At 70.1% G+C, this 22,120-nt stretch carries 21 protein-coding genes and 1 pseudogene; 11 read left to right on the top strand and 11 right to left on the bottom strand.

Annotation, left to right across the window (positions count from 1 at the left end; translation table 11 throughout):
- Window positions 1-11: 11 nt before the first annotated feature.
- Window positions 12-989 carry a 1-phosphofructokinase gene (pfkB, locus tag ACTWP6_RS13770; protein ID WP_260756234.1) on the bottom strand — a complete coding sequence of 326 codons (978 nt, stop codon included), beginning with the start codon at window positions 987-989 and terminating at the stop codon, window positions 12-14.
- Complete coding sequence (locus ACTWP6_RS13765) at window positions 986-1,765, bottom strand: DeoR/GlpR family DNA-binding transcription regulator (protein ID WP_260756235.1); 780 nt, start codon at window positions 1,763-1,765, stop codon at window positions 986-988. The genes pfkB and ACTWP6_RS13765 overlap by 4 nt, the downstream gene beginning before the upstream one ends.
- 42 nt (window positions 1,766-1,807) lie before the next feature.
- Here ACTWP6_RS13765 and ptsP point away from each other — a divergent pair, with 42 nt between their 5' ends.
- On the top strand, window positions 1,808-3,565 hold the full coding sequence (gene ptsP, locus ACTWP6_RS13760) for a phosphoenolpyruvate--protein phosphotransferase (RefSeq protein WP_260756236.1): 1,758 nt from the start codon (window positions 1,808-1,810) through the stop codon (window positions 3,563-3,565).
- Here ptsP and ACTWP6_RS13755 read toward each other — a convergent pair.
- Both ACTWP6_RS13755 and ACTWP6_RS13750 read right to left on the bottom strand, forming a co-directional pair.
- Entirely contained in the window at window positions 3,562-3,801 is a 240-nt protein-coding gene (locus ACTWP6_RS13755) for a hypothetical protein (RefSeq protein WP_260756237.1), read from the bottom strand. The two genes, ptsP and ACTWP6_RS13755, sit on opposite strands and share 4 nt — an antisense overlap.
- A gap of 36 nt (window positions 3,802-3,837) precedes the next feature.
- Window positions 3,838-5,028, bottom strand: a pseudogene (locus tag ACTWP6_RS13750) (RtcB family protein).
- A 73-nt stretch (window positions 5,029-5,101) separates the two neighbouring features.
- Between ACTWP6_RS13750 and ACTWP6_RS13745 the strand changes: the two are divergent.
- Window positions 5,102-6,076 (top strand): pirin family protein, encoded by a 975-nt coding sequence (locus ACTWP6_RS13745; protein WP_443187982.1) that lies wholly within the window; start codon window positions 5,102-5,104, stop codon window positions 6,074-6,076.
- Between the two features lie 2 nt (window positions 6,077-6,078).
- Here ACTWP6_RS13745 and ACTWP6_RS13740 read toward each other — a convergent pair whose 3' ends face one another.
- The 3 genes from ACTWP6_RS13740 to ACTWP6_RS13730 are packed head-to-tail and all read right to left on the bottom strand — an operon-like array spanning window position 6,079 to window position 9,300.
- Window positions 6,079-8,217 (bottom strand): FUSC family protein, encoded by a 2,139-nt coding sequence (locus tag ACTWP6_RS13740; protein ID WP_443187981.1) that lies wholly within the window; start codon window positions 8,215-8,217, stop codon window positions 6,079-6,081.
- On the bottom strand, window positions 8,217-8,681 hold the full coding sequence (locus tag ACTWP6_RS13735; RefSeq protein WP_443188020.1) for a hypothetical protein: 465 nt from the start codon (window positions 8,679-8,681) through the stop codon (window positions 8,217-8,219). Before ACTWP6_RS13735 ends, ACTWP6_RS13740 begins: the two co-directional genes overlap by 1 nt.
- A 52-nt stretch (window positions 8,682-8,733) precedes the next feature.
- On the bottom strand, window positions 8,734-9,300 hold the full coding sequence (locus ACTWP6_RS13730; protein ID WP_260756240.1) for a TetR/AcrR family transcriptional regulator: 567 nt from the start codon (window positions 9,298-9,300) through the stop codon (window positions 8,734-8,736).
- Between the two features lie 167 nt (window positions 9,301-9,467).
- Here ACTWP6_RS13730 and ACTWP6_RS13725 point away from each other — a divergent pair, with 167 nt between their 5' ends.
- The 8 genes from ACTWP6_RS13725 to ACTWP6_RS13690 all read left to right on the top strand — a co-directional run bounded on the left by ACTWP6_RS13725 (window position 9,468) and on the right by ACTWP6_RS13690 (window position 16,421).
- Window positions 9,468-10,103: a TetR/AcrR family transcriptional regulator gene (locus tag ACTWP6_RS13725; RefSeq protein WP_260756241.1), complete on the top strand. Its 636-nt coding sequence runs from the start codon at window positions 9,468-9,470 to the stop codon at window positions 10,101-10,103.
- Window positions 10,104-10,211: 108 nt separating this feature from the next.
- Window positions 10,212-11,141, top strand: coding sequence for a class I SAM-dependent methyltransferase (locus ACTWP6_RS13720; protein WP_443187980.1), 930 nt, complete (start codon window positions 10,212-10,214; stop codon window positions 11,139-11,141).
- A 67-nt stretch (window positions 11,142-11,208) separates the two neighbouring features.
- Entirely contained in the window at window positions 11,209-12,624 is a 1,416-nt protein-coding gene (locus tag ACTWP6_RS13715) for an aldehyde dehydrogenase family protein (RefSeq protein WP_260756243.1), read from the top strand.
- 30 nt (window positions 12,625-12,654) lie between these two features.
- Window positions 12,655-13,518, top strand: a complete 864-nt coding sequence (locus tag ACTWP6_RS13710) for an SDR family oxidoreductase (RefSeq protein WP_260756244.1) — start codon at window positions 12,655-12,657, stop codon at window positions 13,516-13,518.
- 5 nt (window positions 13,519-13,523) lie between these two features.
- On the top strand, window positions 13,524-14,486 hold the full coding sequence (locus ACTWP6_RS13705; RefSeq protein WP_260756245.1) for an NADPH:quinone oxidoreductase family protein: 963 nt from the start codon (window positions 13,524-13,526) through the stop codon (window positions 14,484-14,486).
- A complete protein-coding gene (locus ACTWP6_RS13700) occupies window positions 14,483-15,184 on the top strand; it encodes a haloacid dehalogenase type II (protein ID WP_443187979.1) in 702 nt (233 codons plus the stop codon). The genes ACTWP6_RS13705 and ACTWP6_RS13700 overlap by 4 nt, the downstream gene beginning before the upstream one ends.
- A 22-nt stretch (window positions 15,185-15,206) precedes the next feature.
- Entirely contained in the window at window positions 15,207-15,917 is a 711-nt protein-coding gene (locus tag ACTWP6_RS13695) for a methyltransferase domain-containing protein (protein WP_443187978.1), read from the top strand.
- A gap of 18 nt (window positions 15,918-15,935) precedes the next feature.
- Complete coding sequence (locus ACTWP6_RS13690) at window positions 15,936-16,421, top strand: DUF456 domain-containing protein (RefSeq protein WP_443187977.1); 486 nt, start codon at window positions 15,936-15,938, stop codon at window positions 16,419-16,421.
- 85 nt (window positions 16,422-16,506) lie between these two features.
- On the opposite strand, the gene ACTWP6_RS13685 is transcribed toward ACTWP6_RS13690, so the two are convergent.
- The 3 genes from ACTWP6_RS13685 to ACTWP6_RS13675 form a co-directional block, all read right to left on the bottom strand.
- Window positions 16,507-17,307, bottom strand: a complete 801-nt coding sequence (locus ACTWP6_RS13685) for a tyrosine-protein phosphatase (RefSeq protein ID WP_443187976.1) — start codon at window positions 17,305-17,307, stop codon at window positions 16,507-16,509.
- On the bottom strand, window positions 17,307-18,527 hold the full coding sequence (locus tag ACTWP6_RS13680) for an acyl-CoA dehydrogenase family protein (RefSeq protein ID WP_260757884.1): 1,221 nt from the start codon (window positions 18,525-18,527) through the stop codon (window positions 17,307-17,309). Before ACTWP6_RS13680 ends, ACTWP6_RS13685 begins: the two co-directional genes overlap by 1 nt.
- 81 nt (window positions 18,528-18,608) lie before the next feature.
- Window positions 18,609-19,271 (bottom strand): phosphodiesterase, encoded by a 663-nt coding sequence (locus ACTWP6_RS13675; protein ID WP_443187975.1) that lies wholly within the window; start codon window positions 19,269-19,271, stop codon window positions 18,609-18,611.
- 106 nt (window positions 19,272-19,377) lie between these two features.
- On the opposite strand from ACTWP6_RS13675, the gene ACTWP6_RS13670 reads away from it, so the two are divergent.
- Window positions 19,378-20,892: an FAD-dependent oxidoreductase gene (locus tag ACTWP6_RS13670; RefSeq protein WP_260756251.1), complete on the top strand. Its 1,515-nt coding sequence runs from the start codon at window positions 19,378-19,380 to the stop codon at window positions 20,890-20,892.
- 3 nt (window positions 20,893-20,895) lie between these two features.
- Here ACTWP6_RS13670 and ACTWP6_RS13665 read toward each other — a convergent pair whose 3' ends face one another.
- Window positions 20,896-21,864 carry a helix-turn-helix transcriptional regulator gene (locus ACTWP6_RS13665; RefSeq protein ID WP_260756252.1) on the bottom strand — a complete coding sequence of 323 codons (969 nt, stop codon included), beginning with the start codon at window positions 21,862-21,864 and terminating at the stop codon, window positions 20,896-20,898.
- Window positions 21,865-22,120 lie beyond the last annotated feature (256 nt).

Genomic DNA, 22,120 nt, shown 5'->3' with positions numbered 1-22,120 from the left:
TCCTCTTGTCGCTACTGGGTGGCGGGAATGGGCGAGATCGGTGACACCTGAACGGCATTCAGGTCGATCTGGGCGGGGGAGGGCAGTGTGGTGCCGGGCAGTGCGGCCGCGGCGCTGCCGTACGCGACGGCCATCTGCAGCCGCTGGGGTGGCACCGCGCCACCGACCTCGGCGCGCACGTATCCGGCCAGCGACGAATCGCCGGCACCGACGGTGCTGCGCGGCACGATGGGCGGCGGGGTGGCCATCCACGCCCCGTTGCGATCGACCAGCACGGCCCCGGCCGCGCCGAGGGTGGCCAGCACCGCGCCGATACCTCGGTCGATCAGCTGCCGGGCGGCGGACACCACCGGCTCCGGATCGCCATGGGCCACCGCGTCTTCCAAAACCTGCGACGACAGCCCGAGCACGCCGGCGAGTTCCTCGGCGTTCGGCTTGATCAGGTCGGGGGCGCCTCGGGCGAGTGCGTCGACCAGCGCGGCCAGCGGCGCGTCGGAGGTGTCGACGGCCACCCGGCACTCCCGCGCCGACAGCAGCGCGACGACGTCGCCGTACCAGGACGCCGGGACGCCCGGCGGCAGCGATCCCGACATCACCACCCAGTCGGCGCCGACCGCAGCGTCGAGCACCGCGTCGGTGAGCGATTGCAGCGCCGCATCGTCGAGTGCGGCTCCGGGCTCGTTGATCTTGGTGGTGGTGCCGTCGGGTTCGGTGACAGTCAGGTTGGTGCGCGCGGGTTCGGCGGCGGTGACGATGCGGTACGGCACCGCGGCGTCCTGCAGCGCGTTCAGCAGCGGATCGTTGGCGGCGGCCGGCAGCACCGCGACGGCGTCCACGCCGGCCATCGTCAGCACCTTGGCGACATTGACCCCCTTGCCGCCGGCCTGATTGGTCACCGAGGTGACGCGGTGCACCGCGCCGCGGGTCAGTGGTGACGGCAGTGTGACCGTGCGGTCGATGCTGGGGTTGGCGGTGACGGTGACGATCACGGGCGGCCTCCTGCGCAGATGACCTCGACGCCGTGCTCGCCCAGTTCGGCGGTGTCGGCGGCGGAGATCTCGGGGTCGGTGATGAGGGTGTCCACACTGGAGATCGGGGCGAAGCTGACGAGGTCCTCACGCCCGACCTTCGACGAATCCGCGGCCACCACGACGTAATTCGCGGCCCGCACCATGGCCCGCTTGACGGCGGCCTCGTCGCTGTCGGGGGTGGACAGGCCGTGCCGCACGCTCAGGGCGTTGGTACCGATGAACGCGATGTCCGCCCGCAGGGTGTCCAGCACGCGCAGCGCCTGCTCACCGACGGCGGCCTGGGTGACCCCGCGCACCCGGCCACCGAGCAGCTGCAGCGACACCGACGGCACAGTGGCCAGCCGGGCCGCGATCGGCACCGAGTTGGTGACCACCACGAGCTCGCGGTCGGTGGGGATCTGGGCGGCGATCCGCATCGTGGTGGTACCGGCGTCGAGCAGCACGCTGGCGCCGCTGAGCGGGAAGAACTCCGCGGCGGCCGCGGCGATGGCGTCCTTGTGCTCGGCGCGGGTGACGTCGCGTTCCCCGACGCCGGGCTCGACCAGATGCAGCGCGCGGACGGGCACCGCGCCGCCGTGCACACGCCGCACGATGCCCGCCTTGTCGAGGACGGCGAGGTCGCGGCGGACGGTCTCGGTGGTGACGTCGTAGGCGTGCGCCAGTTCGGTCACCGACGCCCGCCCCTTCGACATCACCAGCGAGGCGATCGCCTGCTGCCGTTCCTCGGGGTACATCAGCCTCCGTAAGTGTGGGAATCCAACCAACCGAATGTTGTTATGTTTGGTTTTACTCCTGAACGTGTTGACTTGTCAACAGATTTCTGTAATCTGGTTCACATGACCGCGTCGCCCTCACTCAGCTCACAGGCCGGCACCGTCCTGCACGGGGTGCCCGTCGTCGCCGGTGTCCAATACGCGCCGGTGATCCGCCCCGGCACCCTGCCCGACATCCCGGCTGGTGCCGGCGACGCCGCCGCGTTGCCCGAGGATCAGCGGCCCGCGGAGGTCGAACGCTTCACCGCCGCCGCGGCCACCGTGGCCGGCCGGCTGCGTGAGCGGGCCGCCCACGCCACCGGTGCGGCGTCGGAGGTGCTCGCCGCCACCGCGACACTGGCCCAGGACCGGGGCTGGCTGGGCGCGGCAGAGAAGCGCATCACAGCGGGCGCGCCCGCGGTGCGCGCGGTCGACGGCGCCATCGACCAGTTCGTCGACATGTTCACCAAACTCGGCGGGTTGATGGCCGAGCGCGTCACCGACCTGCGTGACATCCGCGACCGCGTGATCGCCCAACTTCAGGGGTTGCCCGAGCCCGGCGTCCCGCTACCGGATGAGCCGTCGATCCTGTGCGCCGAGGACCTGGCGCCGGCCGACACCGCCGGGCTCGACCCAGCGCTCGTCGTCGCACTGGCCACCACCCTCGGCGGACCGACCAGCCACACCGCGATCATCGCGCGCCAGCTCGGCATCCCGTGCGTCGTCGCCGTGGCCGGACTCGACGACGTCCCCGCCGGAACGATGGTGCTCGTCGACGGCACCACCGGTACCGTCACCGTCTCACCGGATGAGGCGTCGGCCCGCGAGGCGGTCGCCGAGGCCAAACGCGCCGCCGACGCGGCGGCCGACTGGTCCGGCCCCGGCGCCACCGCCGACGGGCACGCCGTCGCGGTGCTGGCCAACGTCCAGGACGGCGCCGCCGCGCGGTCCGCGCGCCAGACCCCCGCCGAGGGCATCGGCCTGTTCCGCACCGAACTGTGCTTCCTGAACACCGACACCGAACCCACCGTCGACGAGCAGGCGAGCATCTACGCTGAGGTGCTCGAGGCGTTCGCTGGCAACAAGGTGGTGATCCGCACCCTCGACGCCGGTTCGGACAAGCCGCTCAAGTTCGCCGGCCATCCCGACGAGGCCAACCCCGCACTCGGCGTGCGCGGCATCCGCATCGCCGCCAACAACCCCGGGCTGCTCGACCGCCAGCTCGAGGCGATCGCCGCCGCCGGGCAGCGCACCGGCAACCCGCCGTGGGTCATGGCCCCGATGATCGCGACCGCCGAGGAGGCCAAAGACTTTGCGGCCAAAGCTCGTTCACACGGGCTGACCCCCGGGGTGATGATCGAGGTGCCCGCCGCGGCGCTGCTGGCCGAGAGGATCCTTGAGCACGTCGACTTCCTGTCCATCGGCACCAACGACCTTGCCCAGTACACGATGGCCGCCGACCGGATGTCGGCCGATCTGGCGACGCTCACCGACCCGTGGCAGCCCGCGGTGCTCGCGCTGGTCGCGATGACGGTCAAGGCGGGCGACACCGCAGGCAAGCCGGTCGGGGTGTGCGGTGAGGCGGCCGCCGATCCGCTGCTGGCGTGTGTGCTCACCGGCTTCGGCGTCACGTCGCTGTCCGCCGCGGCCGCCGCGGTGCAGGGCGTCGGAGCCAAACTCGCGCAGGTCACCCTGCAGCAGTGCCGCGACGCGGCCGACGCGGTGCTCGGCACCGCCACTGCGGCCGAGGCCCGCGCCGCCGCGCTGGCCGTGCTGAGTTAGACCGTCCACCCGGTGGCCTGCGGCCACGCTTCGACATCGGTGCCGCCGCGGCGCAGCTTCACAGAGGAATAGCCGCGGTCGGCCGCCTGCGCGGTCGCGTCCGCGTACACCCGCCGGGCTTCGTCCTCGGCCCCTTGGACGAGAACGCTCTCCTCGGCTCCGTTCGCGGGATTGCCCGGGTCGTGCTGTGTGCCGACGACGACCTGCCAGGTCGCGTCTTCGTTCGGTTCGGTCACCGGTATCTCCTTCCGTGGGGACGGGGATACCCGCGCTCAGGTGCCCTTCACATTCAGCACCTGGCGAAGTGTGTGCTCGACCTCGACCAGTTCGGCGGCGTCGTGCATCACCTGGTCGATGTCCTTGTACGCGTCCGGGATCTCGTCCACCCACTGTTCGCCGTGGCGGTATTCGATACCCGTCATCCGGGCGGCCAGGTCGGCGGCGGTGAACCGTCGGCGCGCTTCGCCGCGCGAGAAGCGCCGGCCCGCGCCGTGCGGCGCCGAGCAGAGGCCGGCGCGGTTGCCCTTGCCGCGCACGAGGTAGGAGCGGGTGCCCATGCTGCCGGGGATGATCCCGCGGACACCCTCGTGGGCATCGATCGCGCCCTTACGGGTCAGCCACACCTCCCGGCCGCCGTGGTTCTCCAGCTGCGTGTAGTTGTGGTGCGTGTTGACGCGTTCGACCTCGATCTCGGCGGCGTCCTCGACGGCCAGCCCCATCCAGCGCGCCAGCGCCTGCCGGAACCGGTCCATCATCTCGGCGCGGTTGTCCAGCGCGAACCGCTGCGCCCAGTGCAAGTCACGCAGATAGTCGTCGAACTGCGGGGTGCCGTGGGTCAGATACGCCAGATCGACGTGGGGTAGGTCGACGTGCCTGCACAGATGCTGAGCCTGCTTGATGTGGTGCTGTGCGATTTTGTTGCCGACGCCGCGCGACCCCGAGTGCAGGAACATCCAGACCCGCGACTGCTCGTCGAGGCAGAGCTCGATGAAGTGGTTGCCGCCGCCCAGCGAACCGAGCTGCTGGGGCCACTTCGGGGAGTGTGACAGGTTCACCCCCTCGACGCCGGCCCGCGAACGCAGCTCCTCGATCCGCTGCTCGGTGAACGGGTACCGGTTGGTCGTGGCGTTGTCGTTGCCCGGGGACAGCGGGATCGCCGCCTCAAGGGATCGGCGCAGCAGCCGCAGGTCGCGGTTCTTGAAATCGGCGGCCGTGTAGACCGTGCGCGCGGCGATCATGCCGCAGCCGATGTCCACGCCGACCGCGGCCGGGATCACCGCGTCGATGGTCGGGATCACGGTGCCCACCGCTGAACCCTTGCCGAAGTGGGCGTCGGGCATCAGCGCCACGTGCGGGTGGACGAACGGCAACGCCGCGGTCTACTCAGCCTGCGCGAGCGCCTTCTCATCGACCAGCGACGCGAAGTTCACCAGCTTGCGCTCACCGACCTGCGGAGTGGTCACGGGTCCCAGTGTGCGCCCGGGTCGGCTCGGTCCGCCCGGGAATGAATCGGACTCTGGTCCGGTTGATTCGGGCATGCCTGCCATCACCGCCGACACGCTCACCCTTCCCCGCATCGCGGGCGCCGGACCGGCCGACACCGAGCGCCCCGTCCGCACGGTCACCACCGGCCCCCGCGGCTACGAGGGCGAGGGCTTTCCCGTCGTCCGCGCGTTCGCCGGCGTCAGCCCCCGCGACCTCGACCCGTTCGTCCACATGGACCAGATGGGCGAGGTCGACTACGAGCCGGGCGAACCGCGCGGCACCGACTGGCATCCGCACCGCGGGTTCGAGACCGTCACCTACATGATCGACGGCCGCTTCGCCCACCAGGACAGCCACGGTGGCGGCGGCTTGATCACCGACGGCGCCACCCAGTGGATGACGGCCGGCTCCGGCATCCTGCACATCGAGACTCCGCCGGCCGAACTCGTCGAGAGCGGCGGCCTGTTCCACGGCATCCAGCTGTGGGTGAACCTGCCGAAGAAGGACAAGTTCGCCGATCCGCGGTACCAGGCCATCGAGGGCAACCAGGTGGCGCTGCTGTCGTCCGACGACGGTGGGGCGCTGGTGCGCGTCATCGCCGGTGAGATCGACGGCCGGGGCGGCCCCGGTGCGACGCACACGCCGATCACCTTGGCGCACACCACGATCGAGCCCGGCGCGCGGCTGAGCCTGCCGTGGAACCGGGACTTCAACGCACTGGTGTACGTGCTGTCCGGGCGCGGCTCGGTCGGGCCCGTCGCGCACCCGATCCAGCAGGGTCAGCTCGCGGTGCTCGGGCCAGGCGACCGCATCACCGTGGCCGCCGACGGCGCGCAGGACTCGCACCGTCCCGCGATGGAGGTCCTGTTGTTGGGCGGCAAGCCGATCCGCGAGCCGGTGTTCCAGTACGGGCCGTTCGTGATGAACTCCAAGTCCGAGCTGATCCAGGCAGTCGAGGACTTCCAGGCCGGCAAGTTCGGCGTGATCCCGCCGGACGCGTTGATGCCGCACCGTCCGCTGGACTGACCTCACTCGGCGTGGGCCTGCTGGGGGTAGAGGAGTTCCAGCTCGCCCAGCGCGGCGGCCGCGGTCAACAGCGGCAGCGCCGCGGACACCCCGAGGTCGTCGTCGCGGGCTTCCGCGCGCAGGGCCCGCACGAAGTCGTCGCTGATCGGCGCCTGCGGCCGGTCCGCGTCACGTCCGGCGACCCGCGCGCAGATCGCCTCGGTGTGCTCCTCCAGCACCGCCCGCACCTTCGGATACGCGCCCAGCGGCGGGGGAGTCGGGATGTCGGCGACCAGGTCGGCGGCCCCGCGCAGCCGGATCGCCCGGTTGAAGGACCGCACGATCGGCGCCCGGAAGTCGGTCTCCCCGCTGCTTTCCGAAAGGTAGTGTCGCACAGCGTCGTCGATGACCCTCGATGCGTCGAGGGCGTTGTGGCCCAGCGTCGCGACCTCGTCGGTGCGTTCCTCGAACGCGCCGCGGGTGATCCGCAGGACCGTCGCCCGCAGATAGCCGGCGAACACCGCGCGGGCGGAGTCGATGGCCCTGGTCACCGACGCGGTGGCGCCCCGCGGCCACATCAGCAGTGACACCGCCACGCCGACAAGGGCTCCCACGACGACGTCCTCGACCCGGATCAGCCCGACCTGCCACCCGGTCGGCACGATCAGGTTGAACGAGATCAGCACCATCATCGTGAACGCAGCCTGCGCCGCGGTGAACGACGCGATCTCGGGCACATACGCCGACCCGAACACGACCAGCGGCAACAGCATCCACAACACCACCGGCTCGACGCCGACCAGGCTGATCAGCGCAGCGCCCAGCAGGAAGCCGATGCCGGTGCCGAACACCGCGCGCCACACCCGCGTGCCCGTGGTCAGCGCGCTGCTGCGCAGCACCGACAGCGCGCCCAGCACCACCCAGAAACCGTGCTCGACGGGGAACACGTGGGTGACCGCCACCGCCAGCGCCAGGCCGAGCCCGGTGCGCAGGCTGTTGCGCACCACCACCGACCGGTTCTCCAGGAAGCCCGACGTGATCTGCGCGGCGGCCACGGTCTCGGAAAGCAGCCGGTCCGAGGCGCCGGTGGGTGGGAGCCGCCGTCCCAGCGCGCGGGCCCACACCGGGCGGGCGTCGGCGGCGGCCGCCGCGGCGATGATGCGTCCGGTGGCGCCGATCGTGGCCGCGATGGTGCGCCGGCGCAACAGTTTCCGGCCCATCTCGATGGCCTGCTCGTCGTCGGGCGCGCTCAGGATCGCGTCCAGGTCCTCCCGCCAGCGGCCGCGCGCCACGGTGCGCAGCGTGGTCAGTGCGGCGTCCAAGTCGGCGCGGGCCCGGTCCCGGTCGGCCGGTCGGGCGATCCGCAACACCGCGGCGGCGCACCGCAGCACGCGGACCACCGCGTCCCGGTCGCGCAGCGTGACCCCGGTGCTCTGCCCGACGCGGTCGGCCACCCACTCGAGGTCGTCGACGACGCGGACCAGGGCGCGGCTGCCCGCCGTCAGGCCGACCGGCCGGAAGTCGGCGCCGAGGAAGGTCCGGCGCAGAGCGTCCATCGCCCGCGCGACGTCGTCGGCCGACGCGGAACCGTCGATGCGGTCGGCCAGGGTGCTGCACACGCGCGCGGCCCGGCGCCGCAGTTGACCGTGATGCCGCGGGGGGAACAGGAACAGCGCCGCCGGCACGCACACCGCCAGCGCGATGGCCCACCCGAGCAAACGGTCACCGATCGGGCCCGGCGGTGTGCACGCGGGCAGCACGAACGTCAGCAGCGTGGCCCGCTGCCCCGCCGCGATGGTCTCGCTCAGCACCCCGGAGAACGTGACCGCCACCCCGACCGCGAACATCGCGGCCACCGATAGCCACGGATGCGGTGCGACCAGCGTGCCGAGAGTGATCAGCACGAACCCGTTGAAGCCCAGCCCGGCGTAGGCCACGGCCCGGTTCTGCCGGTTGCCCGGGAAATCGGAGAACACCAGCAGCGCGATGGAACCGAAGATGGTGAACAGCGGGGTCTGCGCGTTGTCGCCGGCGACGACGAAACTCAGGCCGGCGGCCACCGGCACCACCACCGCCGCCCGCAGCGCCCGGCGCAGCGCATCGTTCTCGGGATCGCGCTGGGCGATTCGCCGCGCGACGCGGTCACGCAGCGCCGCGGCCATCAGTGCGCGAGAACCTTGATGCCGATCACCAGCAGGCCGATGCCGGTGAGCGCCAGCACCGTCAGGATCTGCTGCCACAGGCGCAGCCGGGCCCGCCGGACGCCCAGCAGCGCAATCAATCCCAGCTCGCCGACCAGGATCCACATGGCGATCCACATCGCGGTGTCGGTGTCCAACAGGTTGATCGCCGCGGTACCCAGGGCGAGCAGCGGAAGCAGCGCGGCCTGCAGGATCTGTCCGGACGCCTGCAGCATCCGCCACAACTGCACGCCCCGCGGGTTTGGCCCGTGCACGCTCATGTGCGCGACCCAGTCGGCAAGCAGGCTGGCCGCCCACAGCCCGCCCATCGTGATCCCGACGTCGAGCATCCGGGCCCACCCGCTGGTGTCGTCCTCGGTGTAGCGCGTCAGCACGACCAGCGTCGCCAGGCAGGAGATCGCGCCGTAGAGACGCTCCCGCAGCATCGCGACGACGTGCTCGACCGGCACCTCGTCGACCTCGGAGCCGGCGGCGGCCTCACTCACGTTCGGGCACCGAGGAGAACTGGCCGGAGTCCAGCGCCTCGCTCAGCTGGCCGACGATCCAGCCCAGCCCGGTGACATCCGGGGGCAGCGTGGCTTGCTCGTACCCGACCAGCACATACACCGCCCAGGCGGCGAACAACTCCGCCTGTCGCGGCTGGTGCAGGATCTCCATCGCGGCGTCGTACATCACGTCGAAGCGCTGCCGGTCGACGGCCTCCTGCACCGCGCGCACCTGCGGAGCCACCGCACTCCACACCCGGATGGCGGCTTCGGCGCCGTGCGGCAGCGTCAGGCCGGCTTCCATCAGCCGGTCGATGCGGCGGCGCGGGTCGGTCTCGGGCCGGACGGCCTCGACGATCTCCAGCGTCATGCCCTCATGCCAGTGCGCAACGAGTTGCTGTGTGAACGCGGGCCAGTTCGAGAAGTAGTGATAGAACGAGCCCGTGGTGACACCGAGCCGGTCACACACCGCCGCGAGCTTCAGACCTCCGTACCCGAGGTCGGACAGCACGTCGAGCCCCGCCTCGAAGAACGACTCCCGCGACGCCACAGCCCCCATGAGGGAGAACATTAGTTCGCATCCCGGCATGGGGAACAGTCCCGTGCCGGTGCGCGAGCCCGCCGTGGGCCGCGGTTCTGGCGTCGGAGTTTGCTGTCAGGTCACCCTCGGGTAACGGGTCGAGGACGTGTCACCGGGGCCCAGGTGACGTGTGGCACAATTTGACCGTGCCGTATACGGCTAGTCGAGGTCCAGGACGTCCTCCCGCAGCGAAGGCCGCTGAAACTCGGGAGCGCATCCTGCATGCCGCCCGCGAGGTGTTCAGCGAACTCGGCTACGACGCCGCGACGTTCCAAGCCATAGCGATCCGTGCGGATCTCACGCGTCCAGCCATCAATCACTACTTCGCCAGCAAACGGGTTTTATGGGGTGAGGTGGTCGAGCAGACCAACGCCTCGATCGTCAGCGCAGGCATCGCCCGGGCGCACGAACAGACCACGCTGATCGGGCGGCTGTCGGCGTTCGTGTCGGTGGCCACCCAGGCCGACGCCGAGGACCGATCGGCGGCGGCTTTCCTCGTGACCTCGGTGCTGGAATCGCAGCGTCACCCCGAACTCAGCAATGACGAACACGATTCGCTGAAGAACTCCCGTGACTTCGTGTCGTGGGCGGTCAACGACGCGGTGGCGCGCGGCGAGCTGAGCACCGACACCGACGTCAACCACCTGGTCGAGATGCTGGTCGCGGTGGTGTGGGGGATGGGCTTCTATGCCGGGTTCGTCGGCGACCGCAGCGAACTGGGCGCCGTGGTGCACAAGCTGGAGCTGCTGCTGGCCAACAAGTTGTGGAATCTCAGCGAATAACCTTCCCTTCTGAATGTTCCCTGTGAATGTGGTGCGGGCGCCGGTTTGACGCGAGTCGCTTAGTTAGGCTTGCAATGTAATGCCTCGTCCGAGCGAAAGAGCGCTGTCATGAGTTCACTCCGCACCGACAACGACACCTGGGACATCGCGTCCAGCGTCGGGGCCACCGCCGTCATGGTCGCCGCCGCGCGAGCGGCCGAGACCGAACGCCGGGACGCCCTCATCACCGATCCGTACGCCGAGATCCTGGTGGCCGGAGCCGGCGCCGGGTCCTGGCAGTACATCGCCGACGACGACTTCGTCGGCAGGGTCACCGAGTCCGATCCCGAGATCGGGACGCTGTTCGAGCACATGAAGAACTATCAGGCGGTGCGGACGCACTTCTTCGACGCGTTCTTCACCGCCGCGGTCGACGCCGGCATCCGCCAGATCGTCATCCTCGCCTCCGGCCTGGATTCGCGCGCGTTCCGGCTTCCGTGGCCGGCCGGCACCGTGGTCTACGAGATCGACCAGCCGCTGGTCCTCCAGTACAAGACCTCGACCCTGGCCGCGCACGGCGTGCAGCCCACCGCCGACCGCCGTGAGGTGCCGATCGATCTGCGGCAGGACTGGCCGGCCGCGCTCACCGACGCCGGCTTCGATCCGGGCCGGCCCACCGCGTGGCTCGCCGAAGGTCTGCTGATGTACCTGCCGGCCGACGCGCAGGACCGGCTGTTCGCGCAGATCACCGACATGAGCGCGCCGGGAAGCCGGGTCGCCGCGGAATCCATGGGCATTCACGCCCAGGAGCGCCGGGAACGGATGCGGAACCGTTTCGCGGCCATCACCGCCCAGATCGACGTCGAGCCCATGGACATCACCGAGCTCACCTATGAGGATCCCGACCGTGCGAATGTCGCCGAATGGCTGACCGCGCACGGTTGGACGGCCCGGGAGGTGCCCTCGCAGGACGAGATGCGGCGGCTGGACCGTCTGGTCGAGATCGCCGACAGCGACGAGCAGTCCTTCTCGACGTTCACCACCGCGGTGCGAACCTGACACCTGTTCACCAACCGGGTGGTTGGTTACGATGCGGGTACTCCCCCAGGTCAGGAAGGGACCCGTCATGACCACCGAATCCGTCGTACCCGCGCAGGCCGCCGCCGCCGTGACCAGTACCGACATCCCCGCCGTCGTCAGCAAGCTGCGGGCCACGTTCGCCACCGGCCGCACCCGCAGCGTGCAGTGGCGCAAGGAGCAGCTGCACGCGCTCGAACGGCTGATGACCGAGAACGAGGGCGCGATCGCCGAAGCACTGGAGAAGGATTTGGGCCGCGCGCCGTTCGAGGCGTGGCTCGCCGACATCGCCAGCACCGCCGGTGAAGCCGCCTACGCGGCCAAGAACGTCGGCAAGTGGATGAAACGGCGTTACCGCTTGCTGGAGATGTCCCAGCTGCCCGGCCGCGGCTGGGTCGAGTACGAGCCCTACGGCACCGTGCTGATCATCGGGGCATGGAACTTCCCGTTCGCACTCACCCTCGGCCCCGCCGTCGGGGCCATCGCCGCCGGAAACACTGCGGTGCTCAAGCCGTCTGAAGTCGCACCGGCGTCGTCGGCGCTGATGGCCGAACTGGTGCCGCGCTACATGGACAACGACGCGATCGCCGTCGTGGAGGGGGACGGCGCGGTCAGCCAGGAGCTGATCGCGCAGGGCTTCGACCACCTGATCTTCACCGGAGGCACCGAGGTGGGCCGCCGCGTGTACGAGGCCGCCGCCGCCCACCTCACCCCGGTCACCCTCGAGCTCGGCGGCAAGAGCCCGGTGATCGTGGCCGCCGACGCCGACATCGAGGTCGCCGCCAAGCGCATCGCCTGGACCAAGCTGATCAACTCGGGCCAGATCTGCATCGCACCGGACTACGTGCTGGCCGAGGCCCCGATCCGCGACAAGCTCGTCGACGGCATCCGCGCGGCCATCGACACGTTCGAGGCGGGCAACGCCGACGGCAAGAAGATCGTCAACGAGCGCCACTTCAACCGGCTTTCCAGCGCGCTGGCCGCCACCAAGGGCAGGGTCGCCGTCGGCGGCGGCTCCGACGCGGCAGCCCTGAAGATCGCACCCACCGTCGTGGTCGACCCCGATCCGGCCGAGCCGCTGATGACCGACGAGATCTTCGGCCCGATCCTGCCCGTGGTGACCGTGCAGAACCTTGACGAGGCAATCTCTTTCGTCAACTCCAGGCCGAAGCCCTTGGCCGCATACCTGTTCACCAAGGCCAAGGCGGTGCGCGAGCGGGTGATCAAGGAGGTGCCGGCCGGCGGCATGGTGGTGAACCATCTGATCTTCCACTTCGCCACCCACAAGCTGCCGTTCGGCGGCGTCGGACCGTCCGGTCTGGGCGCCTACCACGGCAAGTTCGGCTTCGAGGAGTTCAGCCACCGCAAGTCGGTGCTGACCAAGCCGACCCGACCCGACCTCGGCGCCATGATCTACCCCCCGTATACAGAGAAGGCGTGGAAGCTGGCGCGCAAGCTGTTCTAAGCCGGTCGAACCCCTAAGAGAGGAACATCAGTGCCAGGAGTGCAGGATCGTGTCATCGTCGTCACGGGTGCCGGAGGTGGCCTCGGCCGCGAGTACGCACTGACGCTCGCTCGCGAGGGCGCCAGCGTGGTCGTCAACGACCTCGGCGGCGCGCGCGACGGTACCGGATCCGGGTCGGCCATGGCCGACGAGGTGGTCAAGGAGATCAAGGACGCCGGTGGCCGCGCGGTGGCGAACTACGACTCCGTCGCCGAGCCCGAGGGGGCGGCCAACATCATCAAGACCGCCGTCGACGAATTCGGCAAGGTCGACGGTGTGGTCTCCAACGCGGGCATCCTGCGCGACGGCACCTTCCACAAGATGGAGTTCGGCAACTGGGACGCCGTGCTCAAAGTGCATCTGTACGGCGGATACAACGTGATCCGCGCCGCGTGGCCGCACTTCCGCGAGAACGGCTTCGGCCGCGTCGTGGTCGCGACGTCGACCAGCGGGCTGTTCGGCAACTTCGGGCAGGCCAACTACGGTGCCGCCAAGCTCGGTCTGGTCGGCCTGATCAACACGCTGGCCCAGGAGGGCGCGAAGTACAACATCAAGGCCAACGCGATCGCGCCGATCGCCGCGACGCGGATGACGCAGGACATCCTGCCGCCTGAAGTGTTCGAGAAGCTGACCCCCGAATATGTGGCGCCGATCGTGTCCTACCTGTGCACCGAAGAGGTGCCGGACACCGCCTCGGTGTTCATCGTCGGCGGCGGCAAGGTGCAGCGGGTGGCGCTGTTCCAGAACAGCGGCGTGACGTTCACCGAGGTGCCGTCGGTCGACGATGTCGCCGCCAAGTGGGGCGAGATCACCGATCTGTCGGCAGCCGAGCGAGCAACCTTCAGCCTCGGCTGACAGTAGTGAAAGCGCTTGTCGCACAGGAGCTGACAGGTCCGGCGGGGCTGGCGTACACCGACGTCGAGGAGGTGCGCGGCGGCGATGCCGTCGTCCTCGACGTCGGTGCCGCCGGCGTCTGCTTCCCCGACCTGCTGATGCTGCGCGGTGAGTACCAGATGAAGGTTCCGGCGCCGTTCGTGCCGGGCCTCGAGGTCGCGGGCACGGTGCGGTCTGCTCCGGAGGATTCGGGTTTGGTTGCCGGGCAGCGGGTCTCGGCGTTCAGCCTGCTGGGCGCGTGGGCCGAGCAGGTCGCGGTGCCGGTGGGCAGCGTGGTGCCGACCAACGCAGCGCTCGACGACGGGTCGGCGGTGTGCCTGCTGGGCAACTACTACACGATGTATTTCGCGCTGCACCGGCGCGGCGGGCTGCAGGCCGGTGAGACCGTGCTGGTGCTCGGTTCCGGTGGCGGGATCGGGACGGCGTCGGTGCAGATCGCGAAAGCGTTGGGCGCAAGGGTGATCGCGATGGTGCACCGCCCGTCGGCGGCCGGGTTTGTGGAGTCCCTGGGCGCCGACGTGGTGCTGCCGCTGACCGACGGGTGGCTCGAGGCGGTCAAGGCCGAGACTGGTGGCCGGGGCGTCGACCTGGTGGTGGACCCGATCGGCGGGCACGCGTTCGACGATGCCGTGCGCGCGCTGGCCACCGAGGGCCGGCTGCTGGTGATCGGCTTCGCCGCCGGCGGCATCCCGACGGTCAAGGTCAACCGGTTGCTACTGCGCAATGTCAGTGTGGTCGGCGTCGGGTGGGGCGAATTCGTCAACCGCACCCCCGGAGCGCAGGCCGAGGTCGGTGCCGCATTGGCGGGGTTGGTCGACAACGGCCTCAAACCGCCTGAGCCGGTGCGGTTTCCGCTCTCGGACGGGGTGGCGGCGCTACAGGCCTTCGCCGACGGGGCGGTCAACGGGAAGCTCGTCCTGGAGCCGTGAGTATTCGCGCGCTGGCCTTCGACGTGTTCGGCACCGTCGTGGACTGGCGCTCCAGCGTCATCTCCGAACTCGCCGAGTTCGGGTGCCGCAACGGTGTGTCGGCGGACTGGCAGCGGTTCGCCGACGACTGGCGGGCCGGTTACGCGCCGGCGATGGACCGGGTGCGCACTGGCGAGTTGCCGTGGACCCGCCTGGACGACCTGCACCGCGGCCGCCTCGTCGAGTTGCTCGCCGGTGCCGGGATCACGGTGAGCGACAACGAGATCGACGAGCTCAACCGGGCCTGGCACCGTCTGGATCCGTGGCCGGACTCCGTGGCGGGCTTGATGCGGATGAAGCGGCGATTCGTCATCACCACGCTGTCGAACGGCAACGTGTCGCTGCTGACGAACATGGCCAGACACGCCGGGCTGCCGTGGGACTGCGTGCTGTCGGCCGAGATCTTCCGCCACTACAAGCCCGACCGGCAGGCCTACCTGGGCTGCGCCGAGATCCTCGATGTGGCGCCCGGCGAACTGATGCTCGTCGCCGCGCACCCGTCCGATCTACGCGCCGCGCGTGATGCAGGGCTGGCCACGGCATATGTGCACCGGCCGCTCGAACGGGGTCCCGACCGTACGCCGGATCGCCCGGCCGCCGGCGAATTCGACGTCACAGCAGACGATTTCCTGGACCTGGCGGAGAAGCTGGGCGCATGAGCGGCGGGCGTACCGTGGTGACATGACTGAATCCGCGTTGCGCATGGCCGAGCGGCTGTTGATCGATCCGCCGGAGCATCCCGATGTGAGCAGAGGGTATCTGGACCTGCTCGGCGACGGGCAGGAGAAGAACCGCGGCGCGATCCAGGCGCTGTGGGCGTCGCAGCTCGGGTCGCTGTTCTACGACAACGCCCAGACGGTCATGCGGCGGCTGATGACGGCCTGGCACGAACCGACCGAGTGGCTGAACATCCCCGTCGGCGGCACCGCACTCGACGTCGGCAGCGGCCCGGGCAATGTCACTGCCGCGCTGGGCCGCGCCGTCGGCCCCGGCGGTCTGGCCCTCGGCGTGGACATTTCCGAACCGATGCTGGCGCGGGCGGTGGCCGCCGAGGCCGGGCCGAACGTCGGCTTCCTGCGCGCCGACGCGCAACATCTGCCGTTCCGGGACGAGTCGTTCGACGCGGTGGTGTCGATCGCGATGCTGCAGCTGATCCCCGACCCCGCGGTGGCACTGACCGAGATGGTCCGGGTGTTGCGGCCCGGGCGGCGGATGGCGGTCATGGTGCCCACAGCCGGCCCGGCGGCGAACCTGCTGCGCTACCTGCCCAATGCGGGCGCGCACGTCTTCGGCGACGACGAGCTCGGCGACACCCTCGAAGACCTCGGAATGGTCGGCGTGCGCACCAAGACTATCGGCACCGTGCAATGGGTCCGGGGCCGCAAACCGTGACCACGTAGGCTCGCCGGCATGAGCACCGGCGGCCTCGTCCTCGTCGCGCTGGCGATCGCCGTCGGCCTGGTCGGCATCGTGGTGCCGATCCTGCCCGGCGGGATCCTGGTGATCGGCGCGATCGCGGTGTGGGCGTTCGTGGTGAACAGCACGGTGTCCTGGGTGGTGTTCGGTGTCGCGGCCGCGCTGTTCGTCGCGTCCCAGGTGATCAAGTACACCTGGCCCGTCAAGCGCATGCGGCGCGCCGACGTGCGCACCTCGGTGCTCGTCGTCGGGGGCATCGCCGGCGTCGTCGGGTTTTTCGTGATTCCGGTGATCGGTTTGCTGATCGGTTTCGTGCTCGGGGTTTTCGCCGCGGAGATGGGAATCCGGCGCGACGTGACGCGGGCGTGGGCGTCGACCTGGCACGCGGTCAAGGGCGTCGCGCTGTCGGTCGGGGTCGAGCTCACCGGCGCGCTCCTGGCTACGGTGGCGTGGGTCGTCGGGGTGCTGCTGACCGGGTAGCTCACCGCCGAAATCGCATTCCACGCGGCCGAAACCGCGCGCAGACCGCGTGGAATGCGATTTCGGCGGAAGTCGGGGGTCGGGCTCAGCCGTGCAGGGCAGTGCGGAGCCGGCGGACGTCGTCGTCGGTCAATCCGGCGGCTTCCAGATAGCGTGCCAGCGAGCCGAATTCGGCATCGATCGTGCGCCGGGCGGTGTCGAGGTACTGCTCGCGCACGCCGAGCACCGCGTCGGTCAGGCGGGCCTCGGCCAACTGCATGATCTCGGGGGCCTCGGCCGCCCGCGCCCGCACCGATTCGAGGATGCTCTCCCGCAACTGCGGCACCGCGACATTGCTGCGCAGGTAGTCGGCCATGATCGCGTCGCGGTCGACACCGGCGGCCTCCAGCACCACCGCGATGGTGAAACCGGTGCGGTCCTTGCCGGCGAAGCAGTGCGCGAGCACGGCGCGGTCGGAGCCGAGCAGCGTCACCACGCGGTGCACCGCGCGGCGCGCCAACGGCGCCGCCGCGATCCGCCCGTACTCCTCGGTCATGTACCGGGCCGCGGCCTCGGCGACGGGCTCGTCGTCAGGCTTGTCGGTCATCATCCGCTGGAACGCGTGCTCGTGCGGGGACTCCCCGTCGGCGGCCATGGTCTCGACGAACGGCAGGTGATGGATCTCCACGCCCGCGGGCACCAGGCCCGGGCCGTGCCGCTCCAGCTCCCGCGACGTCCGCAGATCCGCGACGTCGGTGACACCGAAGCCGGCGAGCGCTTCACGGCCGGTGTCGTCGAGCATGGAGAGCTCACTGGCGCGGAAGAAGCGCCCCGGTGCGATACCGGTCTGCTCCGAGACGTCCCGGAAGTTCCAGGCGCCCGAGAGCTCACCGCCGGAGAAGGGCACTACTGCGTCACCGCCCGCGCCAGAGGGGACTTCTCCTTGCCGAGCTCGGCGCGCGCGATCGTGCGCATGTGCACCTCGTCGGGCCCGTCGAACAGCCGCATTGCGCGGTGCCAGCTGTACAGCCGGGCCAGCGGGAAGTCGTCGCACACCCCGGCGCCGCCGTGCACCTGGATGGCGCGGTCGATCACGTCGCAGGCCATCTGCGGTGCGACGGCCTTGATCTGCGCGACCAGCAGCTGGGCGTCCTTGCTCTTGTTGCCGTGCTGGTCGATGGTCCAGGCCGCTTTGTGGCACAGCAGCCGGGTCTGCTCGATCTCGTTGCGCGACTTCGCGATCGCCTCACGCACCACACCCTGTTCGGCCAGCGGCTTGCCGAACGCGACCCGCTTCTGCACGCGGTCGACCATCAGCGCGAGTGCCCGCTCGGCTGCGCCGATGGCGCGCATGCAGTGGTGGATACGGCCCGGCCCGAGACGGGCCTGCGCGATCGCGAACCCGGAGCCTTCCTCGTCGAGCAGGTTCGACGCCGGCACCCGCACGTTGTCGAACACGATCTCGCAGTGCCCGTGCTGGTCCTGCCAGCCGAACACCGGTAGCGAGCGCTGGATGTCCACCCCCGGGGTGTCGGCCGGGACCAGGATCATCGACTGCTGACGGTGGCTGGGCCCGTCGGGGTTGGTGCGGCCCATCACGATCAGGATCTTGCAGCGCGGATCCGCGGCGCCGGTGATCCACCACTTGCGGCCGTTGATGACGTAGTCGTCGCCGTCGCGGAGCATGGTCGTCTCGATGTTGCGCGCGTCGCTGGAGGCCACCGCCGGTTCGGTCATCGCGAACGCGCTGCGGATCTCACCGGCCAGCAACGGCTCGAGCCACTGCTTGCGCTGCTCCTCGGTGGCGAACAGGTGCAGGGTCTCCATGTTCCCGGTGTCGGGGGCGGCGCAGTTGGTGGCCTCGGGCGCGATTTCCATGCTCCAGCCGGTCAACTCGGCCAGCGGCGCGTACTCCAGGTTCGACAGCCCGGACTCCGAGGGCAGGAACAGGTTCCACAGCCCGCGCTGCTTGGCTTCCTTCTTGAGGTCCTCGACCACCGGCGGGACGGTGTGGTCGTCGGGGCCGGCCTCGGCGCGGTAGCGGTGGTAGGACTCCTCGGCCGGGAACACGAGTTCGGTCATGAAGCCGGTCAACCGGTCGTGGTAATCCTGCGCCTTGGCTGACATCGCGAAGTCCATGACGGCCACGATATGACACGGGTAAATCGCGAGGTCCACCGCCTGATCAGGACGACGCCAGAACCGCCGTCATTCGGCCCCGCGCCCCTGTCGGCTGTTGCGGTACGCGGCGCGGCGCAGCGAGGTGAGCCAGCGCGGCAGCAGGCTGATCTCGGTGCCGCTGCGGACCGTCGGATCGAAGGGCTGATCGCATCCCGGATCGCCGACCCGCAGCTCGCGGTCGAACGTCAGCCTCGCCAGATTGGCGAAAGGTCCTGTGCCATGCGCCTGTTCGACGTCGAACTCGATGGTGCCGGTGCGGACACGGTCGCTGATCGCGGACAGAGACAGGCCGTCGCCGTCGGGCGGCGTGCGCAGCTGAGCGCGCAACCAGAACACGCCGCCGCGGTAGCCGAGCGGCATCAGCGTCGAGTACGGCGCCGCAGGCCACGACGCGACGGGCCGCAGCGCGACCCGGGCCGCCGACGACACCGTGAGCACGTCCCACGGGCCGTCCGCATCGGCGAGCATCCGCCAGGCCAGGCCCGCGAAGTCCGGCAGCGCCCCGGGCGTCCCGGCACCCTTGGAGACGCGCCCGATCACGTCACCGGAGACCAGCGGCAGGCCTTCGCCGGCGGGCGCCAGACGGGTCACGGTGCCGCCGCAGAGCACCCCGGTGGGATGGAACACGCGCTTGTCACGCAGCGCCGCCCCCGCTTTGAGCGGCAGTGTGGTCAGGTCTGAGAGAGCCATGCGTCCTGTCTGCCCGCTCCCGGGCCGATGAAACGCGTGCCTGCGGCGATGGTGACGGACAAACACGCGGCGTTTGAGCAGGGGCGGACCGGGTAAACCGCGCGCCATGTCCTCGCTGTGGACCGAAGACCGGATCGAAAGCCCTTCCAGCCCGGATGAAGTGGCGCGGGTGCGCGCCGCCGACGTAGTGGTCGTCGGCGCCGGGATCACCGGCCTGACCACCGCCGTGCTGCTCGCGAGGGCCGGCAAGAAGGTGGTGGTGGTCGAGGCGCGCCGCGTCGGGGCGTGCGCGACGGGCAACACCACCGGCAAGGTCAGCGTGCTGCAGGGCAGCAAACTGGCCAGGATCGGGTCCAAGCACGGCGCCGATGTGCTGAACGCCTACGTCACCGGCAACGCCGAGGGCCGGGACTGGCTGGTCCGCTACCACGACGACCACGGGCTGGCCTACCAGCGCCAGGACGATCACGCCTACGCGCAGGCCGAATCTGGGATCGGTACCGCCCGTGACATTCTCGCCGCGTGCCGGGAGGCCGGTGTCGACGCGCAGTGGGTCGACGAGGCCGACGTGCCGTTTCCGTTCCGCGGCGGGGTGCGGGTTCGCGAGCAGGCGCAGATCGACCCGATTCCTTACCTGGGCAGCTTGGTCACCGAACTGGAGAGACACGGCGGCACCCTGCTGCAGGGCGTGCGTGTCACCTCCGTCGCCGGTACCGGTCCGGTGCGAGTTCGATTGCGGCTCAGCGAGATCGAACAGGACTCGCGCGATCAGCAGTTCGTCGTCGCCGCCGGGCACTGTGTGCTCGCGACCGGAATACCGATTCTGGACCGCGGCATGTTCTTCGCGCGCGTCGAGCCGGAGCGCTCCTACTGCCTGGCGTTCGACGTGCCGGGTGACATCACCACGGCGATGTACATCGCGGTGGACAGTCCGACCCGCTCGGTGCGGTACGCGCCGCGGCCGTCCGGCGACAAGCTGATCGTCGGCGGCGCCGGACACACGGTGGGTCGCGCCGACAGCCCGAAGAAGGCGGTCGAGGAGCTGGCGCACTGGGCCGCGCTGCATTACCCCGGTGCGGTGCAGACGCACTACTGGTCGGCGCAGGACTATCACCCCGACGACGAGATCCCCTTCGTCGGGCCGATCCTGCCCGGACACGACAGTGTGCTGGTGGCAACGGGTTTCGACAAATGGGGGATGACCAACGGGGTCGCGGCGGCACTCGCGCTGTCGGCGCGGATCCTCGGCGGCCGGATGGACTGGGCACAGGCATTCGCGAGCTGGCGGGCCCACGAGCTGCGCGGCATCTCGACGGCGGTGCAACTGAACCTCAAGGTCGGATTGCACCTGGCCAACGGCTGGGTCCACCCGCTGGGCGGCCATGACATGAGGCCGGCCGAAGGCGAGGGGGTGGTCACCGGGCCGCCGTGGCGCCGACGGGCGATCAGCGTGGTCGACGGCGTGCAGCGCACGGTCTTGCCCGTCTGCCCGCACCTGGGCGGCATCGTGCGATGGAACGACTCGGACTGCGCCTGGGAGTGCCCGCTGCACGGATCGCGGTTCGCCCCCGACGGCGCGCTGCTGGAGGGTCCGGCCACCCGCGGCCTGACCGCCGGCTAGCCGTCACGCGCGCAGCGTGTCGGACGGGTTGCGCCCGTAGGCTTCCCGGTACATCGATGCGAAGCGCCCGGTGTGCGCGAATCCCCAACGCGCCGCGACGATCTGGACCGTGGTGTCACCCGGGTCGGCTTTGACGAGCTCGCGGTGCGCGTGATCCATGCGCACCCTCCGCACATACTCCATCGGGGTCATGTCCAGGTGCCGGCGAAACATGTACTGCAACGCCCGCGGCGTCACGTGGATGCTCTCGGCGATGTCGGCCAGCGCGATGTCGCTGTCGGCGTTGCTCTCGATGTACGACGCCGCCCGCCGCACCAGCGGCGGTTTGGCTTCGTTGCGGTCAGCTGACGTGGGCTCGGTGGCGGCGTTAGTCGGGAACGCCGCGAGCACTGTGGCCGCGAGCATGGACGCGGTGGTCGACGCCACGAGGCGCGTCGGTTCCGGACCGTCGGAATGCACTACGGTGCGCACGAACTCGATGGCGGCGTTGAGCTGTTGCTCCGCCTGCGCCGAGACCGGGCGGTGGTCGAGGAGGCGCAGGGGGGCGGCGGCCCGGCCGCGCTCCGGCGCGGCGACCCGGTCCAGCAGCGTGGTGTCGAACATCGTCAGGTCGTAGGTCGCTTCGCAGACCCGGCCCGAATACGGGAGCTCAGGCGGGGAGAGCAGCGTGACGTCACCCGGCGCGAAGACGTCCTGCGGTTCCCCGATGAAGTCTTCCTCGATACAGCCTTCGTGCACCCGGCACAGGCAGATCTTGCCCAGCGGGGCGGCGTCGTAGGACATGTGGAAGTCGAGCCGAAGCTCGTCGTAGTTGACCGGTCCGAGCCAGCGCCGGTCGATGCGGGCCGCGGCCCGCTCACCCTCTCCGGCAGTGATGGACATCTTCGTGTACGCACGTACCAGAAAGTCTTCGGTGGCCTCGAGCGTGTGACCTTCGAAGTGAAGAGCCTGGTGTGAAGTCGCTGTCTGCATGCTGCTACCCCGCAACTCGCGGTGTACTACGGGGCGGTGGCTTCGCCCCCCGGCTTGGGCCAGCATAGCGGAATGGTCGCGGAAAGCCTGGTTACGTAGCCCGCCTATCCGGAAGAGGGCCTTCGACGTGCTGCGCAGGATGTCCCGGTAATCGAACACCAAGCTCGTCGACATCGCCGAGCGCATCGCGCAACGGGATCACACCGACGAGGAACGCCGCATCGGCGGACCTTTGCTGTGCGAAGCTGTGCGCATG

It is taken from the genome of Mycobacterium sp. 4D054 (assembly GCF_052245755.1).
GTDB lineage: Bacteria > Actinomycetota > Actinomycetes > Mycobacteriales > Mycobacteriaceae > Mycobacterium.
The sequence above is the reverse complement of the archived record's forward strand: the minus strand, read 5'-3'. Positions and strand labels throughout refer to the sequence as shown.

Bases quoted from the DNA above. Each gene is read 5' to 3' on its own strand.
- ACTWP6_RS13765 (WP_260756235.1), bottom strand. From the start codon at position 1,765: ATGTACCCCGAGGAACGGCAGCAGGCGATCGCCTCGCTGGTGATGTCG.
- ptsP (WP_260756236.1), top strand. From the start codon at position 1,808: ATGTTTGGTTTTACTCCTGAACGTGTTGACTTGTCAACAGATTTCTGT.
- ACTWP6_RS13745 (WP_443187982.1), top strand. From the start codon at position 5,102: ATGCCTGCCATCACCGCCGACACGCTCACCCTTCCCCGCATCGCGGGC.
- ACTWP6_RS13740 (WP_443187981.1), bottom strand. From the start codon at position 8,217: ATGGCCGCGGCGCTGCGTGACCGCGTCGCGCGGCGAATCGCCCAGCGC.
- ACTWP6_RS13735 (WP_443188020.1), bottom strand. From the start codon at position 8,681: ATGCTGCGGGAGCGTCTCTACGGCGCGATCTCCTGCCTGGCGACGCTG.
- ACTWP6_RS13730 (WP_260756240.1), bottom strand. From the start codon at position 9,300: ATGGGGGCTGTGGCGTCGCGGGAGTCGTTCTTCGAGGCGGGGCTCGAC.
- ACTWP6_RS13720 (WP_443187980.1), top strand. From the start codon at position 10,212: ATGAGTTCACTCCGCACCGACAACGACACCTGGGACATCGCGTCCAGC.
- ACTWP6_RS13715 (WP_260756243.1), top strand. From the start codon at position 11,209: ATGACCACCGAATCCGTCGTACCCGCGCAGGCCGCCGCCGCCGTGACC.
- ACTWP6_RS13695 (WP_443187978.1), top strand. From the start codon at position 15,207: ATGACTGAATCCGCGTTGCGCATGGCCGAGCGGCTGTTGATCGATCCG.
- ACTWP6_RS13690 (WP_443187977.1), top strand. From the start codon at position 15,936: ATGAGCACCGGCGGCCTCGTCCTCGTCGCGCTGGCGATCGCCGTCGGC.
- ACTWP6_RS13680 (WP_260757884.1), bottom strand. From the start codon at position 18,527: ATGTCAGCCAAGGCGCAGGATTACCACGACCGGTTGACCGGCTTCATG.
- ACTWP6_RS13675 (WP_443187975.1), bottom strand. From the start codon at position 19,271: ATGGCTCTCTCAGACCTGACCACACTGCCGCTCAAAGCGGGGGCGGCG.
- ACTWP6_RS13670 (WP_260756251.1), top strand. From the start codon at position 19,378: ATGTCCTCGCTGTGGACCGAAGACCGGATCGAAAGCCCTTCCAGCCCG.
- ACTWP6_RS13665 (WP_260756252.1), bottom strand. From the start codon at position 21,864: ATGCAGACAGCGACTTCACACCAGGCTCTTCACTTCGAAGGTCACACG.